13 protein-coding genes are annotated in these 16,959 nt (G+C 38.6%); 1 reads left to right on the top strand and 12 read right to left on the bottom strand.

Going from position 1 to position 16,959, the window contains the following annotated elements; translation table 11 throughout:
- Nucleotide 1 precedes the first annotated feature (1 nt).
- Nucleotides 2-880 carry a diacylglycerol kinase family protein gene (locus ABDW27_RS23110; protein ID WP_343698044.1) on the top strand — a complete coding sequence of 293 codons (879 nt, stop codon included), beginning with the start codon at nucleotides 2-4 and terminating at the stop codon, nucleotides 878-880.
- Between the two features lie 123 nt (nucleotides 881-1,003).
- Here the strand turns inward: ABDW27_RS23110 and ABDW27_RS23105 are convergent, their stop codons facing one another.
- The 12 genes from ABDW27_RS23105 to ABDW27_RS23050 form a co-directional block, all read right to left on the bottom strand.
- Nucleotides 1,004-1,228 carry a hypothetical protein gene (locus ABDW27_RS23105; RefSeq protein WP_343698043.1) on the bottom strand — a complete coding sequence of 75 codons (225 nt, stop codon included), beginning with the start codon at nucleotides 1,226-1,228 and terminating at the stop codon, nucleotides 1,004-1,006.
- 121 nt (nucleotides 1,229-1,349) lie between these two features.
- Nucleotides 1,350-1,628 (bottom strand): hypothetical protein, encoded by a 279-nt coding sequence (locus ABDW27_RS23100; protein ID WP_343698042.1) that lies wholly within the window; start codon nucleotides 1,626-1,628, stop codon nucleotides 1,350-1,352.
- A gap of 259 nt (nucleotides 1,629-1,887) precedes the next feature.
- The gene (locus ABDW27_RS23095; protein WP_343698041.1) at nucleotides 1,888-3,951 is read right to left on the bottom strand and encodes a heavy metal translocating P-type ATPase; all 2,064 of its coding nucleotides are present in this window, start codon (nucleotides 3,949-3,951) and stop codon (nucleotides 1,888-1,890) included.
- An 80-nt stretch (nucleotides 3,952-4,031) separates the two neighbouring features.
- Nucleotides 4,032-4,487, bottom strand: a complete 456-nt coding sequence (locus ABDW27_RS23090) for an MgtC/SapB family protein (protein WP_343698040.1) — start codon at nucleotides 4,485-4,487, stop codon at nucleotides 4,032-4,034.
- A 28-nt stretch (nucleotides 4,488-4,515) separates the two neighbouring features.
- Nucleotides 4,516-5,397 (bottom strand): bestrophin family ion channel, encoded by an 882-nt coding sequence (locus ABDW27_RS23085; RefSeq protein WP_343698039.1) that lies wholly within the window; start codon nucleotides 5,395-5,397, stop codon nucleotides 4,516-4,518.
- A 64-nt stretch (nucleotides 5,398-5,461) separates the two neighbouring features.
- Nucleotides 5,462-5,878: a transcriptional repressor gene (locus ABDW27_RS23080; RefSeq protein WP_343698038.1), complete on the bottom strand. Its 417-nt coding sequence runs from the start codon at nucleotides 5,876-5,878 to the stop codon at nucleotides 5,462-5,464.
- Nucleotides 5,879-6,154: 276 nt separating this feature from the next.
- Nucleotides 6,155-7,444 (bottom strand): efflux RND transporter periplasmic adaptor subunit, encoded by a 1,290-nt coding sequence (locus ABDW27_RS23075; protein WP_343698037.1) that lies wholly within the window; start codon nucleotides 7,442-7,444, stop codon nucleotides 6,155-6,157.
- Nucleotides 7,445-7,504: 60 nt separating this feature from the next.
- Nucleotides 7,505-11,821: a CusA/CzcA family heavy metal efflux RND transporter gene (locus ABDW27_RS23070; RefSeq protein WP_343698036.1), complete on the bottom strand. Its 4,317-nt coding sequence runs from the start codon at nucleotides 11,819-11,821 to the stop codon at nucleotides 7,505-7,507.
- An 805-nt stretch (nucleotides 11,822-12,626) separates the two neighbouring features.
- Nucleotides 12,627-13,643 (bottom strand): cytochrome c peroxidase, encoded by a 1,017-nt coding sequence (locus ABDW27_RS23065; protein ID WP_343698035.1) that lies wholly within the window; start codon nucleotides 13,641-13,643, stop codon nucleotides 12,627-12,629.
- Nucleotides 13,644-13,698: 55 nt separating this feature from the next.
- The gene (locus ABDW27_RS23060; RefSeq protein WP_343698034.1) at nucleotides 13,699-14,565 is read right to left on the bottom strand and encodes an MbnP family protein; all 867 of its coding nucleotides are present in this window, start codon (nucleotides 14,563-14,565) and stop codon (nucleotides 13,699-13,701) included.
- 20 nt (nucleotides 14,566-14,585) lie between these two features.
- Complete coding sequence (locus tag ABDW27_RS23055) at nucleotides 14,586-14,978, bottom strand: hypothetical protein (RefSeq protein ID WP_343698033.1); 393 nt, start codon at nucleotides 14,976-14,978, stop codon at nucleotides 14,586-14,588.
- 5 nt (nucleotides 14,979-14,983) lie between these two features.
- Nucleotides 14,984-16,930, bottom strand: a complete 1,947-nt coding sequence (locus ABDW27_RS23050; RefSeq protein WP_343698032.1) for a TonB-dependent receptor — start codon at nucleotides 16,928-16,930, stop codon at nucleotides 14,984-14,986.
- Nucleotides 16,931-16,959 lie beyond the last annotated feature (29 nt).

The raw sequence follows: 16,959 nt of genomic DNA, 5'->3' as shown, positions 1-16,959 counted from the left end.
AATGACCTATATACATTTCATAATCAATCCCGTCTCCGGCGGAGCAAGGCACAATCTCTCAGAGTTTTTCATCAAGGAGTTCTTTCCGCCGGAAAAATATAAAATAAAGACAGATTACACCCTGAATAAAAAACATGCAATTGAACTTACCCAAAAAGCCGTATCAAAACATCCGGATATAGTTGTGGCCTGCGGGGGCGATGGAACTATTAATGAAGTAGCATCGTGTCTGTTGGGAACTAATATCAAACTGGGCATTATACCCGTTGGTTCTGGCAATGGCCTCGCTTCGCACCTGAATATACCCCGCGATGTTAAAAAGTCTCTTGAAGTAATTAAAAGTGGCAATAAAATATTGATTGATGCTGGAAAAATCAATCAGCACTATTTTTTCAGCAATACCGGAATCGGCATTGATGCAATGATCATAAAAAAATACGAACATTCTGCAAGTCGAAAACTCTATTCTTACATTAAGGCAGCTATTCTTTCGAGTTTTGAATACAGGACACAGCCGGCCGTAATTTCATTTGATGACAAAATCTTGAACTTAAAGCCATTTATGGTTTTTATTTCCAATTCAAATGAAATGGGATATGGCATGACCCTTACGCCCAATGCCATGCTGACTGATGGATTACTGGATCTTATTCTTATTCCTGATTTATCATTTGCAGAGAAACTTACTTTGGGATTTCATGTCCTGCGGGGAACTGTGGGTAAATTTGAAAAAGCCCAGCACCATCAGGTGCAGAATCTTAGAATAGCAATGCCCCTGAAAATCTATACAGACGCGCAGATAGATGGGGAACACTATAATCTTAAAACCAATTTTTGTAAAATTTCAATAATTCCAGGAGCACTAAACGTGCTTGTATAAAGGCTTAGTTTGGTTTTTCCAGATTTTCCTTCCCCTAGGGGAAGGTTATCTGGAAAATATTTTTTTAATCAGCCCAGATTGGAAATACAATTTCCACTTTGGTCATTTTGCGATGGAGACAGTTTATAGCGGTATTGAACATTCATCGGTTTCAAAGTCTAAAACAATCATTTTCTGATCATCTAAAAATATCAGGAAATCTAAGACAATCGCCTGATTTTCCTTTTCCTCCTCCTTACCATCCATTGGAAAAATAATTTGGACCAGTTCATCAAGCTTAAAGATTTTTCCCCTGTTATCCTGAAGAACTTGAAGGATCAGACCAGATATATTAATATTTTTTTTCATATTTAATTTGTCTAAAGTCAATAAAATAAGAAGTTTTGTATAGTACACTCTAAAATAAAAATAGCCGCAGTTTCTGCAAAACTGCGGCTGGGAATTAACTATTTAACCTTCTGCTGTAATCTTATTTGCTTCCATTTCTTTTCAAATTATCCTGCAGCCGCTCTTTGGCGGGTTTTCTTTTAACAGTTTGCTCATGTGGCCTGCTCATCATGTGGTACAAAATAAAATGCCTTGCCCTGATGAAAATTCCAAGAACCATGGCAAGTCCCAGAATTACAAGAATAATAGTCTTTCCAATATTGACTACGGAGTATTTATTTTTCTTTTTTACAGGCTTTCCCTTTTGCTTTCTTCCTGTTTTCTGCACATTTGGATAATATTTTTTATTCCTTTTTTTCATTTCCACTAAAATTCAAATGTGAGTTTTAAATCTTGTAAAATCAGCTTTCATGTGCCATAAACACTGACAAACCTGACTGATTGATAGTTCGCATTTTGCATCTGCAGATCGCATTGTAGAAGACAAAATCTATTGGAATTAGGCAAGAGTAATCCATGCTGTCCTGACCACCTGAAAATCCGGTTTAAAGATTTTATCTCGTCAGCAGCAAAAAATAGAATTTATAGGATATGAATTTAGAAACCCTTCCCCTTTTTTGTTAGAATTTCATTTTCTGAATGCGTACCGCATTTAAGATCGCGATAAGTGATACGCCAACATCAGCAAATACCGCTTCCCACATTGTAGCAAGTCCGCCGGCTCCCAGAATAAGAACTACTCCTTTGACAACAAATGCAAGTGTAATATTCTGCCACACGATTTTCTTTGTCTGCCTTCCAATGTTTATAGCCATTGGTATTTTCGATGGTTTGTCATCCTGTATAACTACGTCAGCAGTTTCAATAGTAGCATCACTTCCAAGTCCTCCCATTGCAATTCCCGCATCGCTCAAAGCAACCACAGGAGCATCGTTTACTCCGTCCCCTACGAAGGCAACTGTTCCATACTGCGCTTTGATTTCCTTAACCTTGTTTACCTTGTCTTCAGGCAGAAGATCTCCGTAAGCATTGTCGATTCCTAATTTATCAGCAACAAATTTTACAACACTGCTTTTGTCCCCGCTCAGCATTGTAGCTTTAATGTTCAGCTTGTGAAGAAGGTCAATTGTCTGCTGTGAATCTTCCTTGATACTGTCGGCAATTGTAATATAGCCTACATATTTTTTGTCGTAGCTCACTGCAATGGTTGTGTAAACTATAGTTGCTGGATCAACATCATAACTGATGGAGAACTTATCCATTAGCTTGAAATTACCTGCAAGAAGTTCTTTTCCGTTTATGACGGCCTTCAGTCCGTGACCCGCAATTTCTTCGGTGCTTTCCAATTTGATAGAACTGTCAACTTCACCAACAAATTCATGAATTGCTGTGGCAACAGGATGCGAGCTCTGGCTTTCCACGGCATTAACCATTTTTAAAATCTCATCCTTATCAAACTCCGGTTTGAAAACAGTTTCCTGAACCTTAAAGACACCCTCGGTCATCGTCCCTGTCTTATCCATAACAACGTTCTGGATTGAAGCCATAACATCCAGGAAATTACTTCCTTTGAATAGGATGCCGTTTCGGCTCGCTGCACCGATTCCGCCAAAATAACCAAGGGGTATTGAAATCACAAGTGCGCAGGGACAAGAAATTACAAGAAATACAAGTGCTCTGTAAAGCCAGCTGTTAAAGTCATAATTGTCTACAAAGAAATAAGGCACTAAGCATATTGCTATTGCCAGAAAAACTACAATTGGCGTATAAATTTTCGCAAATCGTCTTATAAAAAGTTCTGTCGGTGCCTTTTGGGCCGTCGCATTTTGAACAAGTTCCAGTATTCGGCTGAGTTTGCTTTCTGTATAAGCTGCAGTGACTTTTACCTGCGCCGCCACATTTAAATTAATCATTCCCGCCAGAACTGTCTCGCCTTTAGATTTGGTATCAGGCTTGCTTTCTCCGGTAAGCGCCGCAGTATTAAAAGAAGCGCCGTCAGTCAGCAATTCGCCGTCAAGTCCTAATTTCTCACCTGGCTTTAACTGGATAATATCACCAATTCCAGCTTCTTCTGCTTTTACCGTTTTAGGCTTTCCATCTACAAGTATGGTTACTTCATCCGGCCTCTGGTCCAAAAGGCTTTTAATGTTTCTCTGTGCTCTTGAAACTGCAAGTGTCTGGAATACCTCACCTACGGCATAAAAAAGCATTACGGCAACACCTTCGGGATATTCTTTGATTATGAATGCTCCGACTGTAGCTATGCTCATAAGCAGGAATTCTGAGAATACTTCGCCTTTTGTAATGCTTTTAAAGGCATCCTTAATTACTGGAAAACCAACAATAAGGTAGGCAATTAGATACCATACAAACCTTACCGCACCCGAAAACCAGGGAAGTTTTATCCAGTTGTCAAAAGTAATTGCAAGAAGCAGCATAACCAACGAAATAATGGAAGGAAGGAACATTTTAAAAGGTCCGCCTTCCACATTGCCGTGATCATGTCCATCATCATCGCTATGACCATGGTTGTGTCCGTCGTTTTTACTATGTGCATGATTATGGCCATCATTTGCACTGTGCCCTTTTACTAATTCCTTGGCGCCCGCCTTAACATACACTTTCTCTGTCTGTGTACAGCAGATTTGCTTTCCGTCTTTATCATATTTATGTTTATGTTCCATGTTATTTAATTTATAAGGTTAAAAAATACAGTATCGCCATCCATAAGATTTGTAATACCGATAAAAGGAAATCCATTGGTCTAGTTAGTCCTTTTTTTACTCTTAATTAATTTGTCTACTAGTTTTCTGTACCATGGAAACTGATTTATGGTGAAAATTAGCAGTATTATAAGCGTCGACGCCACCGCAATAACAAACATGTTTAGTGCAATAGCCATTCCAACTGCCGATGTCGTCCAAAGACCTGAAGCAGTAGTCAGCCCTTTAGGAAGATTTTTATCATCTCTGAAAATTAGTCCTGCCCCTATGAATCCAAGTCCAGTCGCAATTGCAGCCAGCATTCTGGCAATTGCTGACTTATCGGCGGTCAAATGGGCTGAAATCGAAACAAAAAGACACGAAGCGACACATATGCACGCAAATGTCCGTACTCCTGAATTTTGCTGTTCACGTTCCCTTTCAAGGCCTATTATCCCGCCAAGAAAAACAGCAAGCAGTAATTTGGCGGAAAGCAGCAGTTCAAACTCGATATCCATAGCAGACTAATTTTAGGTTTATAATAATTTACATTTCGTAATACTCATTATTTTTAGGCTTTACGGGTATATCCTGTGCACCTGTCATCTCAAGGAGGTTGATTTCAATGGTCTGCGCAAGTGAGGTCATTGGTGTATCAACAGGGGTATTTTCAAATGGATCCTGCATGATAATTGCAGTTTTTTCAATTGAGATAAACAGAAGCGGAATCATTATTGTCATAAGGACTTCTACGGCAAGCTGGGAATCTTCCAGCCCGAAAGGAAGTATGGCCGCAAAAACATATATTAGGGTATGCACCAGAAGACTGTAGGATTTAGGGAAAACAGTGTTTTTAATTCGCTCACATTTACCCATACTGTCACATAATCTGGCAAGCGTCTCATTTAACTGCACCTGCTTAAAATCTGAAATAATTCCTTTCTGTTCCAGAAGGGCAATATCATGGGAATGTTTGTCAAGAAGCGCATTTGGAATATTGGCTCCGCTGATCTTGTGAAAGTTAAGATAGGCCTGAACTTTTGGAGAAAAAGGCTGCCTGCGAAGCGCTTCGCCTAAGGCATAAACCCAGATGATCTGTCTTTCCGTGAACTGATCTGCAATTTGTTTATTATCTTTTGAAGTGAACTGCGTTACCTGTCTTATAAAAGTACGGGAATCGTTCACTATTGCACCCCATACCGTTCTCGCTTCCCACCATCTCTCATAGGATTGGGCTGTCCTGAAGGCAAGAAGAAGTGAAACGGCGGTACCCACTAAAGCAGGAATACTAAGCGGGAGGGCTATCTCCTTGAATATCGGCAGATTATCCAGCAGGCCTATTGCCGCTGCAAATACTACAATGAGAATTATCTGAGACTTAATCTGTTTGACAAAGTAAATTACCGATATTTTTTTATCTAACAACATTTCATTTAATAATTAAAATTCAACAATCTCTTTTAAAATTCTCTGCTTCTGCTACTTTTTTATGCTAAAACGATTTTAGGCATTTTTCACAGATTCCTTTTGCCAAGATCTGCACCTCATCAATTTGAAGACTTTCTTCCAAGCTTTTGGGCAGAATAATTTCGTCCCGGCAGGTTGTCTCATTGCACTTTTTGCAGTAAAAATGCAGATGTCTGTCATTGTGGTCATCTTCAACGCAGGATTCCGCGCAGAGTTTGTACTTAACAACATTTTCGTCAAGGATCTTATGGACAAGTCCTTTCTCCTGAAATGTCTGAAGAGTCCTGTAGATTGTTACCTTATCCGCTTTATGAAAAAATTTCTCAATTTCCGCCAGGGACAGTGCAGCGGTAACGGTTTCTAAATATTCATAAATCAGGATACGCATCGTCGTGAGGCGTATATTTTTACTTTCAAAGACGGCTTCTGTTGCTTTTTTCATATAAATTTTCACTTTAAAAAGTAAACCGGAAATAGATGCATTCGGCAGCTACTCTAGTAAATTTACGAAGCTTATTTTTAACTTCAGCTTAATTGGTTTAATTTTTAACAATCAAATCCGTACACATTGATAATATGAAGAGCAATTTAAATTAATACAGGTCCTGGATCGAGAACTAGGAATTAAAGAAGTAAGGGGGCAAATCTTTACATCCATAGTTTATCAATGGCAAACATTACTCTCAAACAGGAACCTGCATTAAACTCTTGGGATTTCTTAGTGCTCGTGCCCTCCTGAATTGCTCAGTTTAGCATTGACGAAAAAAGTGCCCTTGGTCACAATCTGTGTTCCTGAAGGTATGTCCTTAACAGGAGTTACAGCCGTGTATCCAAGCTCTGAAACTCCCTTATTAACCTCGACTTTTTCAAAGTTCATGCTTGTTGCTGCAATCTTCTTTTCCTCTTCCGGGCTGTGTTTTTCTCCAGCTTCAGCACCTTCGCCTCCTTCCGCTTCTTCATGCTCTTCGGGTTTTTTGTCAGTTTTTACAAAAATGTAGAACTTGCCGTCTGCCTCTGCTATGGCGTCATTTGGAACTGCAGCTGTAAGAGCTGTGCCGACACTAACCATGGCTGTAATATTCATTCCGTCGATAAGTCCTGTTTTATTACCTGTAACGGTACAGTGCACCGCCACAGTCTTGCTTTCATTTTCAAAAGAAGAACCAATATTGAACACCTTTGCTGTATAAGAAGCTGTCGGATTATTTGTCAGGGTAAAATTTACGTTCTGTCCCACCTTCACCATAGGAAGATCTTTCTCAAATACCTGAAGGTCTAAATGGATCAATTGATTGTCCACGATCTCCACAACAGGAGACGAAACATCAACATAACTTCCAATTTTGGCAAACTCGGCACTTACCGTACCGGTCACTGGACTTGTAACTGTTAATGCCGCTCTTAAATTCGACGCAGATACTGATGCTGGATTAATCCCCATAAGCTGGATCTGCTTTTGAAGCGATGCCTTACGCGCACGAAGTGCATTTACTTCCGCCGTTGCATTCTGCAGATTTTTTAATGCACCTGCATTTCCTGCCTGAAGATCTCTCTGACGCTGCAGTTCCTGCTCTGCGTTTGTAATTCTGCTGTTGATCGTAATGTACTCTTCCTGCTGCTGGATAAACTGCGGATTTTCGATAGTCGCAATAACCTGTCCTTTTCGAACATGATCTCCCAGCTGTACCTTTAAGGTTTTAATAACCCCTCCATAGAGTGAAGTTGCATTTGCTTTATTATTGTTAGGAACCCTTAAAGCTCCGTTGGCTTTTATTGCAGCAGTCAGATTTTTGCTCTCAATAGTTCCCAGTGTTATACCAACAGATTTAATCTGATCCTGGGTTAATACGGCAATTGTCGCAGCTTCTTCCTCACCATGTCCCTCTTCTTTTGCTCCTTCAGCCTGTTCAGTTTTGGCTCCTGTTTCGCTTTCATTGCTTTTTTGCCCGCAGCTTACAAGTGAGAAGACCGCCGCAGCCGCGATTAATAATTGAATTTTGACTTTCATTTATGCTCTATTTTAAAATTACCCTGTGAGATTGTGTTTCTCTCACAGGTTTTACATTATTTATTTATTATTGAAGTAATCAAACTGTACCGCAGAAAGGTTAAATTGATTTAAAACATCAAGATAATTCTGGCGGATCCCTACAGCCTGGCTTAAAAATTGTCCAAGTTCAGCAAAACTGATTTCACCCGAGCGGTAACTTAGTGTCGATGCTTTAATAATATCTTCAGCTTGTTTGAGACCTGAAGTCTCATAAAAATTAAGAAGCGAAAGGTTCTTTTCAATCTCAGCTGCAGAAGAATTCTTCTGGGTCTGAAGAAGCTGGGTCTGATAGGCAAGATTTTTTTCCTGTACTTCTTTTTCCGCTTTTGCCACCTTTACCTTGTTATGCGCCGATACGGCCCCGAAAAGCGGGAAGGATGCAGTGGCTGAAAACCCTGTGTAAGGATCATCCAAACCGTATAGCCTCTGACTGAAAACCCTGCCTGAAAGCTCTGGCATATTGCTGTTTTTCATAACTGAAACGTTGGAAGATGCTATCTTTACATTTTGCTCCTGTAATATTAAAAGCGGATGCAGTCCGTTGCTTTCGGAAAAATTGACTTCGGCCTTGCCAAGCGGCGCTTCCACAGGAAGCAGCCATTCATTAAGGTTTAAAAGCATCATAAGCTGCTGTTGCTGCACAGTCATGTCTTTCCTGTTCTGATCCGAAAAGGCTTTTAATTCCAGAAGTTTTGCATCCGCCGCAATCTTATCCAGCTGCGCCACATCTCCAGCTTTTAAACGCACTTCTGCAGTTTTTGACAGCAGTGTATAAATACTGTCCAGACGCTGGTACAAAAGCTGTTTGTCCTGCAGGTACCAAAGCTTGTAATATGCAGTTCGCACATCTCTTTTTATCGTTGCATTTAATAGTGCCGTATTAAGCTGGGTATATTTAAGCTGATCTTTGAAATAGCTTTTTCTTGCAGCATAAAGACCGGGCCATGCAAAACTCTGAGAGATACCTATTTTTAAAATTCCTGTCTTATCAGAAGGTCTTAAATCCTCGTTCTCCGCGAAGACACCCGTTTTAGGGATGTCAACGGCAGTTTTTACATTCAGCCCGGCAGCTTGGATTTCAGTTTTATTAATATCCAGCTGCTGATTGCTCTGCAGGGCAGTTTCAACAGCTTTGTCAATTGGAATCCTCTGCTGCGCATTTGCAGATCCTACACCTGCAAGTAACAAGATAAGTACAACTGTTGCATTTCTCATTTTAAATCGGCCTTTAAAGTCAAATTTAGTATTAAAGATTATATACAGTAATGGGAGAACAAACAATGTTAGGAATGTAGCTGTTACAAGACCTCCAATTACGACTGTTGCAAGCGGTTTTTGAACCTCTGCACCCGCGCTGCTGCTGATTGCCATCGGTAAGAATCCTAATGATGCTACCATTGCCGTCATAAGTACAGGACGAAGCCTTGTAATTGTTCCCTCTTTAACTCTTTCAAAAATGTCATTCATACCCTCCTTTTCAAGCTGGTTGAACGTTCCAATCAGTACGATACCATTAAGTACCGCAACTCCAAATAATGCAATAAATCCAATGCCGGCACTGATACTAAACGGCATGCCTCTAAGCATAAGGGCAAAAATCCCTCCTATGGCACTCATAGGTATTGCAGTAAAGATCAGCATAGCCTGTTTGAAAGAACGGAATGTGAAATAAAGCAATCCAAAAATCAAAAGAAGCGAAACCGGCACTGCAATCATAAGCCTTGCGCTTGCTGCCTGCAGGTTCTCGAACTGTCCACCATAAGTGAAATAATATCCTGGCGGAAGTTTCACCTTTTCAGCCAGCTTTTTCTGGATGTCCTGCACCACGCTCTGCACATCTCGGCCCGCCACATTAAATCCTATTACAATTCTTCTTTTACCAGCTTCCCTGCTGATCTGTGCCGGACCCAGTTTATAGTCAATTTTAGCTACCTGAGATAAAGGCACCTGAATTCCTGTATTGGTAGGAATCATAAGATTGCTTACATCGTCAATACTGCTTCTATGAACACTGTCAAGACGCACAACAAGGTCGAAACGTCGTTCGTTTTCATATACCTGACCGGTACTTTTACCCGCAAATGCAGTGCTGACAACATCATTTACATCTTCAATAGTAAGTCCGTAGTTGGCAATTCTGGTCCTGTCATATTCGATGTTGATCTGCGGAAGACCGCTCACTCTTTCAATCTGCGGCGAAGTTGCTCCGGGAACACTCTGGATCACCGCGCCCACTTCCTTGGCGTACTGTGAAAGCGTATCTAAATTTTCACCAAATATTTTTACCGCAACGTCCTGTCTAATACCGGTCATAAGCTCGTTGAAACGCATCTGGATCGGCTGGTTCTTTTCAAAGAATACTCCAGGAATAACTTCCAGTTTTTCCATTATGGCATCTGCAAGTTCGGCGTAGTTCCTGCCTGACTTCCATTCTTTCTGCGGTTTAAGCACCACCATCAAATCTGTGGCTTCAGGAGGCATCGGATCTGTTGGCACTTCGGCCGCTCCTGTTTTACCAACCACCATCTTAACCTCATCAAACTGCTTGATTATTCTTGAAGCCTGCATTGAGGTTTCAATACTCTGATTCAAAGAACTTCCCTGCGGCAGTATACAGTGAAACGCGTAATCGCCTTCCTGAAGCTGTGGAATAAATTCGCCTCCCATTCTTGTAAAACAGAATATAGCAGTCAAAAATATAACTCCCGTAACACCAACCACAACATATTTAATGTCGATTACCTTTTTAAGCAGCGGCTGATAAATACTCTGAATTTTGTTCATCATTTTATCACTGAAAGTCTCTTTATGCTGTGGTTTCTTAGATAAGAACAGCGCACACATCATCGGGATATACGTCAGTGACAAAATTAAAGCTCCAAATATTGCAAATCCTACAGTCTGCGCCATCGGGCGGAACATTTTTCCTTCAACGCCAACAAGGGTAAGGATCGGGATGTATACAATTAAGATTATGATTTCTCCAAAGGCCGCACTGGTACGAATCTTAGATGCAGACTCAAAAACTTCTTCATCCATTTCATCCTGAGTAAGATTTTTGAGTGACTTTCGCAGTGCCAGATGATGAAGCGTGGCTTCTACCACAATTACCGCACCATCAACGATTAAACCAAAATCAATCGCTCCTAGGGACATTAAATTGGCGCTCACTCCAAATACATTCATAAGCCCAAGGGCAAAAAGCATTGCAAGAGGAATAGCAGAAGCAACGATTAAACCTGCACGGAAATTTCCTAAAAATAATACCAGTACAAATATTACGATTAAAGCTCCTTCAACAAGATTTTTTTCAACCGTGCTGATAGCACGCCCTACAAGGTCTGTACGGTCAAGATAAGGCTCAATGACAACATCATCCGGTAGAGATTTCTGAATGGTTGGAAGTTTTTCCTTAATACGCTTAACCACTTCGTTACTATTTTCACCTTTCAGCATCATTACAACACCACCAACAGCGTCAACTTCACCATTATAAGTTAAGGCTCCGTATCGTACAGCTTTTCCAAATCTTACCTCAGCAACGTCACTTACATAGATAGGTGCTGCGCCCGTATTTTTAACGACAATCTTTTTAACGTCATCTAATGAAGTTACTAAACCGATTCCTCTAATGAAATATGCGTTAGGTTTTTTATCAATATAAGCACCTCCTGTATTCTGATTATTTTTCTGAAGTGCAGTAAAAATATCAGGAATACTGACCCCCATAGCTCTAAGTCTGTCTGGATTTACAGCAACTTCATACTGCTTTAATTCACCACCAAAACTGTTTACTTCGGCAATCCCTGGCGTTCCATACAATTGTCTTGCTACAATCCAATCCTGCATTGTTCGCAGATCTTTGGCGTTATATTTATTTTTACTTCCTTTTTTAGGGTGGATAATATATTGGTATACCTCACCAAGTCCGGTACTTACAGGAGCCATTTCAGGTGTTCCTGCGCCTTGCGGAATCTTATCAGCAGCTTCTTTCAATCTTTCATTGATAAGCTGTCGGGCAAAGTATATATCTGTTTCATCATCAAATACAACTGTAATAACAGAAAGCCCGAATCTTGAAATACTTCTGATTTCTTGAATTTTTGGAACAGTTGCTATACTCTGCTCTATTGGAAATGTTACGAGCTGTTCTACTTCCTGCCCGGCAAGTGTTGGGCAGCTTGTAAAAATCTGAACCTGATTGTTTGTGATGTCAGGTACGGCATCTATGGGCAGTTTTGTTGCGCTCCATGCGCCCCATATTATAAGAACCAAAGTCATTAAACCAATAATGATTTTGTTTTTGATACTGAATTTAATTATACTATCTAACACAATGTAATTAATTTTAACGTTTAGAAAATAATGTGATCACCAGTTGCTACCGGAGAAAAATTAGAATGTGCGTGAAGCATCCCTGAAATGAGTCAGAGATCAAACATATAGCGCCTACCAGGTAATTACTGCATACCAGCGATTACCAAGCATCAAACGCACAATTCAAAAAACTTAAACGAAAAATTTGGGTGGCTGCCAAATACTTCCAGTATAACTGGAAATTACCTGACAGTTTTTAATAACAGTATTTTTAACACTGATTAGCTGCGGAGGAGTATGTAATTCCGGCATCTTAAAACTAAATTTTACAGCCGAAACACTGCAGCACGAACATTGGCAGAAAGGACTGCAATGATCGTCCTTATCTTCACTGTGGCTATGCGCTATTTCTTTCTGCTGAGATCTCACTTCAAGACAGGTATTATATACATCACTGCATGGAACTGCAAGCAGCCCCAGAATGTATATTAATAATATCGTTGTTTTCCATCTCATACAGGACAAATTTATAAAATAGTTTGTGCAATCGGATTGCAAAGTCGCTTTTATCAAATTAATTTATTAGCAGACAATAACATAGTCTTTAATAAAGTTATAAATTATTTTTAAAAAGCCAAAACTAATTTAAGATTTAATTCGCCTTATGGAATTAAACATATCTATTTACTTTAAAAAAATACTGCTTTAACTAGTTGTATTTTTTTTATATCAACTAATAGCGCAAAGTTAAGATACAATTTTGTAGTAATTCTGTATTTTTGCTTGTAAGCTTATATAATTTGGTATTTTTCTCATTTAGGGCCTAATTACCTAAAAAAACCTCATCGTTCAAAGTTTTCATGAACACAATAAGGTCAGCCTTTTCTGCGTCGGTAAGAGGAATTCTTCTACCATTGGTTTTAATTGTTGGATCAAGATTACCAGAATCAAGAACACCATTATCAAAATAATCCAAAACAGATTTCAGGTCAGCAAACTGACCGAAACTGCCATAAGGGGCCGTAAACTCGATATTTCTTAAAGTAGGCACACGAAAGCTCATATAATCAGTCGCAAGACCCGTAACCCGCGCGCGACCTGCTTCATTAGTATTGGTGTTTATTGGAAAGCCTACATTTCTGAAACTCTGATCCGTAAACAATTCCCCACTATGACAACTTGCACATTTATCCTTAAAAATTTGATATCCTTTCATTTCATCATCTGTAAAGGAAGCTTCATTTCGTTTTACTCTGTCATATTTGCTATTGGCAGAAATTAGCGTATATTCAAATTGTGCAATACTTTTATAAATTCTATCTGGTGTGACATTCCCATCTCCAAAAGCTTTTTTGAATAAATCTTTATAAGTAGGATCCTCTTTAATTTTACCGATAACTTCCAGAATCGAAGAATCCATTTCTTCATGCGTTATAATAGGAACCAAAGGCTGATTCTCCAAGTGCAGTTTGCTTCCGTCCCAATTGTAAAACTTCAAAAAAGCCAAATTTTGAAGCGACGGCGTATTTCTCAGACCGACTCTGCCTTCAATACCGATCGCTTGTGGATTATGATCAGCAAAAGAATTTGCCTGAATATGACATGTAGAACACGAAATGGTATTGTCTGCACTAAATCTCTTTTCAGAAAACAATTTTTCGCCCAATTCTACACCATATTTTGTCGGTTTGTTTTGGCTTACAAAAGCATTTAATTCCGGAAATCCAGACGGAATAATTAAAGTAACTTCGGAATTTTCAATAGAGATCATATCCGTACCATCGCTGCTACAAGAGGTAAAAAACAAAAAAAGCAATATGAAGCCAATTATTTTTTTCATTTGAATGAACTTAAAAACAGAACCGTTTTTAATCAAACGGTTCTGAAATATGAATTTAATTTTCTACACTAGATACACTGAACATTCCTGTAATGTCGTTAGATCCGTTTCCACCCAAATTATCAACGAATTTTACCATTTGGGCAGCTGTATGAACATTTGGAGTCGCATTATCGTTCATTCCAGTTCCTGTTGAAAGTGTGATGGTATTTACTTTTCCGCTTAGTAATTTATCAAAATCTGCTTTGATTTTAATTCTCGGAGCTGTATTTCCAACAATTGCATTTTTAGAAAGGTTTAAAGTAATATCCCTGTAAGCATTAACACCTTGCGTGTAGTTTGGAGCAGTTCCCTCAACCGTACTTCCGGTATGGATAGACATCGTCTTATTATCGGCATCATAAAAACCTTCGACTTTTGTAAAACGGTATCCGCTTCCCCATTCCCACATCATTGCAGTATCATTTGCTCCGGCCGACGCGTAAAAATTAGGAAACCTTACCTGATCTAAAGTATTTTGTTCTGGTTTAATCCCCAATCCAAACTTAATTTGCTTGTAAGTCGCAGAGGGCACATTGCTTAGAACATAACTTAACGAAGTCAACTTGGCCTGATCGATTACTGTCGCACCTTTATCTAAATCATTTATGTTGTAAGGAACTTCATCTCCATTATCTTTTACAAGACGAATATTACTGATAACATATTTCAATTCCGAAAAATGATGTACTTGTCCTGCCGCTGAAGTATTTGTTGTGGTTGTTGTTGAAGCTGCATTTCCTAAAACTATTGTAGTGTTTTTGAAAGTGTTATTGAATTCCAATGTTAAATTGTTTGCAACCGGGTTGTCATCGTCACTTGAACATGATACGAATGCCAAAGAGGCAATTGATAATAAAAGGTATTTTTTTAAATTTTGCATTTCTTTTAATTTTTGTATTTCTATTTAATATTAAATCGATGTAATAAATTATAAATTGGTGGCGGTACAAAAATTTCTAAACAAAGTTCTAACAATCCAAATTCTTTATGAATCACTATTTTACTTGATTTCATAGCTTTTATAATCTGAATTATAAATTGAAAATCTGAAATCAAAACCATATCGATCCTTTTTCCAATGCTGGTCAATTCTAAATCGTCATTATCTGATTTTTCCAGTTCTTTTTTCAAATGACATTTACCATGACATTGCAGTTCTGGTTTGGCTTTATTGATACAAAATTCCTGTTCTATACTTTGCTGATTCAGTTTAAAGTGTACAATAATCAATGCCTGCTGGAAAGAAACCAGCAGAAAAATCAATGTCATTGTAATACTAAAAACTTTTCTCATTTTTATTAGAAATTGAATTCTAAAGAAGTAAAAATATTACGCCCCATTCTCGGAATATTCCCCCAATCGGCGTAGGTGCTGTAATATTCATTTAATAAATTTTCTGCTCCCATCTGAACTACGGTTTTTACTTTATTGATATTAAAAGAATAATTGGCTGAAATATTCCAGATGGTGTAAGGGGAAGTCAAATCTTCTCCGTATTCGGGACTATAATTAATCTGCTCAAAATCGCCATTTACAGAAGTCTGGATTCCGAAATTTTTATACATGTAATGAAGCGAAGTCTGATAACTCAACGGACGAATAAAAGGCAGATTTCCTTCTTTATTATCCGTTCCGCGTGCATAAGTTAGCGTTCCTTTCCAATGAAGATGCGCCAGAATATCATAACTTACATTCATAGATATATTCAAAAGTGTCGCATAATCTAATGAAGTATAACCTTTTACTCCAACCGACTGATAATTCATCGGACTTCCCATACTTAAAATTCTTCCAATGATATAATTCTCAATATAGAAGTAATTAATTTTTCCCTGAATACTTAATTTTTCGCTTTTAAATCCTGCGCTTGCATTTCCTTCATACGAAATTTCATTTTTCAAATTAGGATTTCCAATATAATCATAACGGTCAAAACTGTTGTAAATGTAATACCCGTATCCTTCAGAAACAGAAGGCGCTCTGTGTCCGTAACCCGTTCCTACAGAAAAATTAAAATGATCGATATCTAAATTATAACCAGCATGAAGACTTGGCAAAAACCTTGTTTTTTCCCGCGGAGCTCCAGGATGAAAAATCCAGTTGAATTCTACATATTTGGAATAGTTGTAATTTACTCCCAAAGAGCCGCCAACATTTACCTGACTTTTTTCAGAAAGACCCCAGGAATTATTCATAGAAAGTCCCGCATAACGTGTTGTTACCCAAGGCCAGCTGTAAGCAAACATCGTTCTTTTGCTTCTGTCCTGCGGATACATTCTCATTTCTGCAATTGAAAGGTTATCATAAGCATTCAATTGTATTTCAGACGAATAACTATTCTCTTTCAAATTGGCTCTTGAAACCAAACCATACGTTGTACTCCAGCCCGGCATATCCATATGAACCAGATTTTCAGGACGAGTTGTATCATCCATATAATGTTCGATGGCGTTGAAATAGATTTTAGAATCAATTAATTTTACCAATCCATCTTCAAATAATTGTTTATAAGAAGCCGATGTAATTAAGGCACGAGAAAGCGATAAATCCATTGGCAAAGCCGGATAACCTACATCTTTTGCCATATCAAAAATCGCGTCTAATCTTACCGATGATAAATCGCTTGTTTTATAAGCAAAACCCAATGAAATATTGAACTTTTTGTATTGCGAATGTTTTACTTCATTATCATTTCCATCATAATAATCATCTGCTTTTCGATATGAAATACTTCCTTCGGCAACAAATTTTTCTCCTGAATAAGCCACATTTCCAAGATTGAAAAACTGTCTGTTGTTAAATTCAAATCCGCTTTGGTACGCACCATTCCATTTTTTGGCAAGACCAAACGGAGTGCTTTTTCTTTTCAAATCGATACTTCCGGCAACAGTTGCGCCGTGAAGACTTCCTTCCTGTCCTGATTTTATATCAATTGTCGCAAGATTATTGCTTTCTACATACGACGTTATTGGGTCCATTTTATCAGTACAAGCGCCAAAAACATGCATTCCGTCAATCGTAACTGTCGAACGTTCTGTACTCATGTTGTTTAACAAAGGTTCCCATGCATAAGCGCCACGTTTTATAAAGCTGATATTATCAGAAGAAGACAGAAATTCATCTACTGAAACTGCCATTTTCATTTCGGTTTCGATTTTCTTTTTTGTTGCGTTTTTTACTGTTACTTCTTCTAAGTTTTTGATGCTGTCGTGTTGCGCGTGCGTATTTTGCGCTGTTGCAGACATTCCTAAAAAAGTAACATTAGTATATATTT

The organism is Flavobacterium sp. (assembly GCF_039595935.1).
Lineage (GTDB): Bacteria > Bacteroidota > Bacteroidia > Flavobacteriales > Flavobacteriaceae > Flavobacterium.
This window is presented reverse-complemented; position numbering and strand designations above follow the sequence as displayed.

What these genes read in the sequence shown, in the direction of transcription:
- ABDW27_RS23110 (WP_343698044.1), top strand. Translation starts at nt 2, where the DNA reads ATGACCTATATACATTTCATAATCAATCCCGTCTCCGGCGGAGCAAGG.
- ABDW27_RS23105 (WP_343698043.1), bottom strand. Translation starts at nt 1,228, where the DNA reads ATGAAAAAAAATATTAATATATCTGGTCTGATCCTTCAAGTTCTTCAG.
- ABDW27_RS23100 (WP_343698042.1), bottom strand. Translation starts at nt 1,628, where the DNA reads ATGAAAAAAAGGAATAAAAAATATTATCCAAATGTGCAGAAAACAGGA.
- ABDW27_RS23095 (WP_343698041.1), bottom strand. Translation starts at nt 3,951, where the DNA reads ATGGAACATAAACATAAATATGATAAAGACGGAAAGCAAATCTGCTGT.
- ABDW27_RS23090 (WP_343698040.1), bottom strand. Translation starts at nt 4,487, where the DNA reads ATGGATATCGAGTTTGAACTGCTGCTTTCCGCCAAATTACTGCTTGCT.
- ABDW27_RS23085 (WP_343698039.1), bottom strand. Translation starts at nt 5,397, where the DNA reads ATGTTGTTAGATAAAAAAATATCGGTAATTTACTTTGTCAAACAGATT.
- ABDW27_RS23080 (WP_343698038.1), bottom strand. Translation starts at nt 5,878, where the DNA reads ATGAAAAAAGCAACAGAAGCCGTCTTTGAAAGTAAAAATATACGCCTC.
- ABDW27_RS23075 (WP_343698037.1), bottom strand. Translation starts at nt 7,444, where the DNA reads ATGAAAGTCAAAATTCAATTATTAATCGCGGCTGCGGCGGTCTTCTCA.
- ABDW27_RS23065 (WP_343698035.1), bottom strand. Translation starts at nt 13,643, where the DNA reads ATGAAAAAAATAATTGGCTTCATATTGCTTTTTTTGTTTTTTACCTCT.
- ABDW27_RS23060 (WP_343698034.1), bottom strand. Translation starts at nt 14,565, where the DNA reads ATGCAAAATTTAAAAAAATACCTTTTATTATCAATTGCCTCTTTGGCA.
- ABDW27_RS23055 (WP_343698033.1), bottom strand. Translation starts at nt 14,978, where the DNA reads ATGAGAAAAGTTTTTAGTATTACAATGACATTGATTTTTCTGCTGGTT.
- ABDW27_RS23050 (WP_343698032.1), bottom strand. Translation starts at nt 16,930, where the DNA reads ATGTCTGCAACAGCGCAAAATACGCACGCGCAACACGACAGCATCAAA.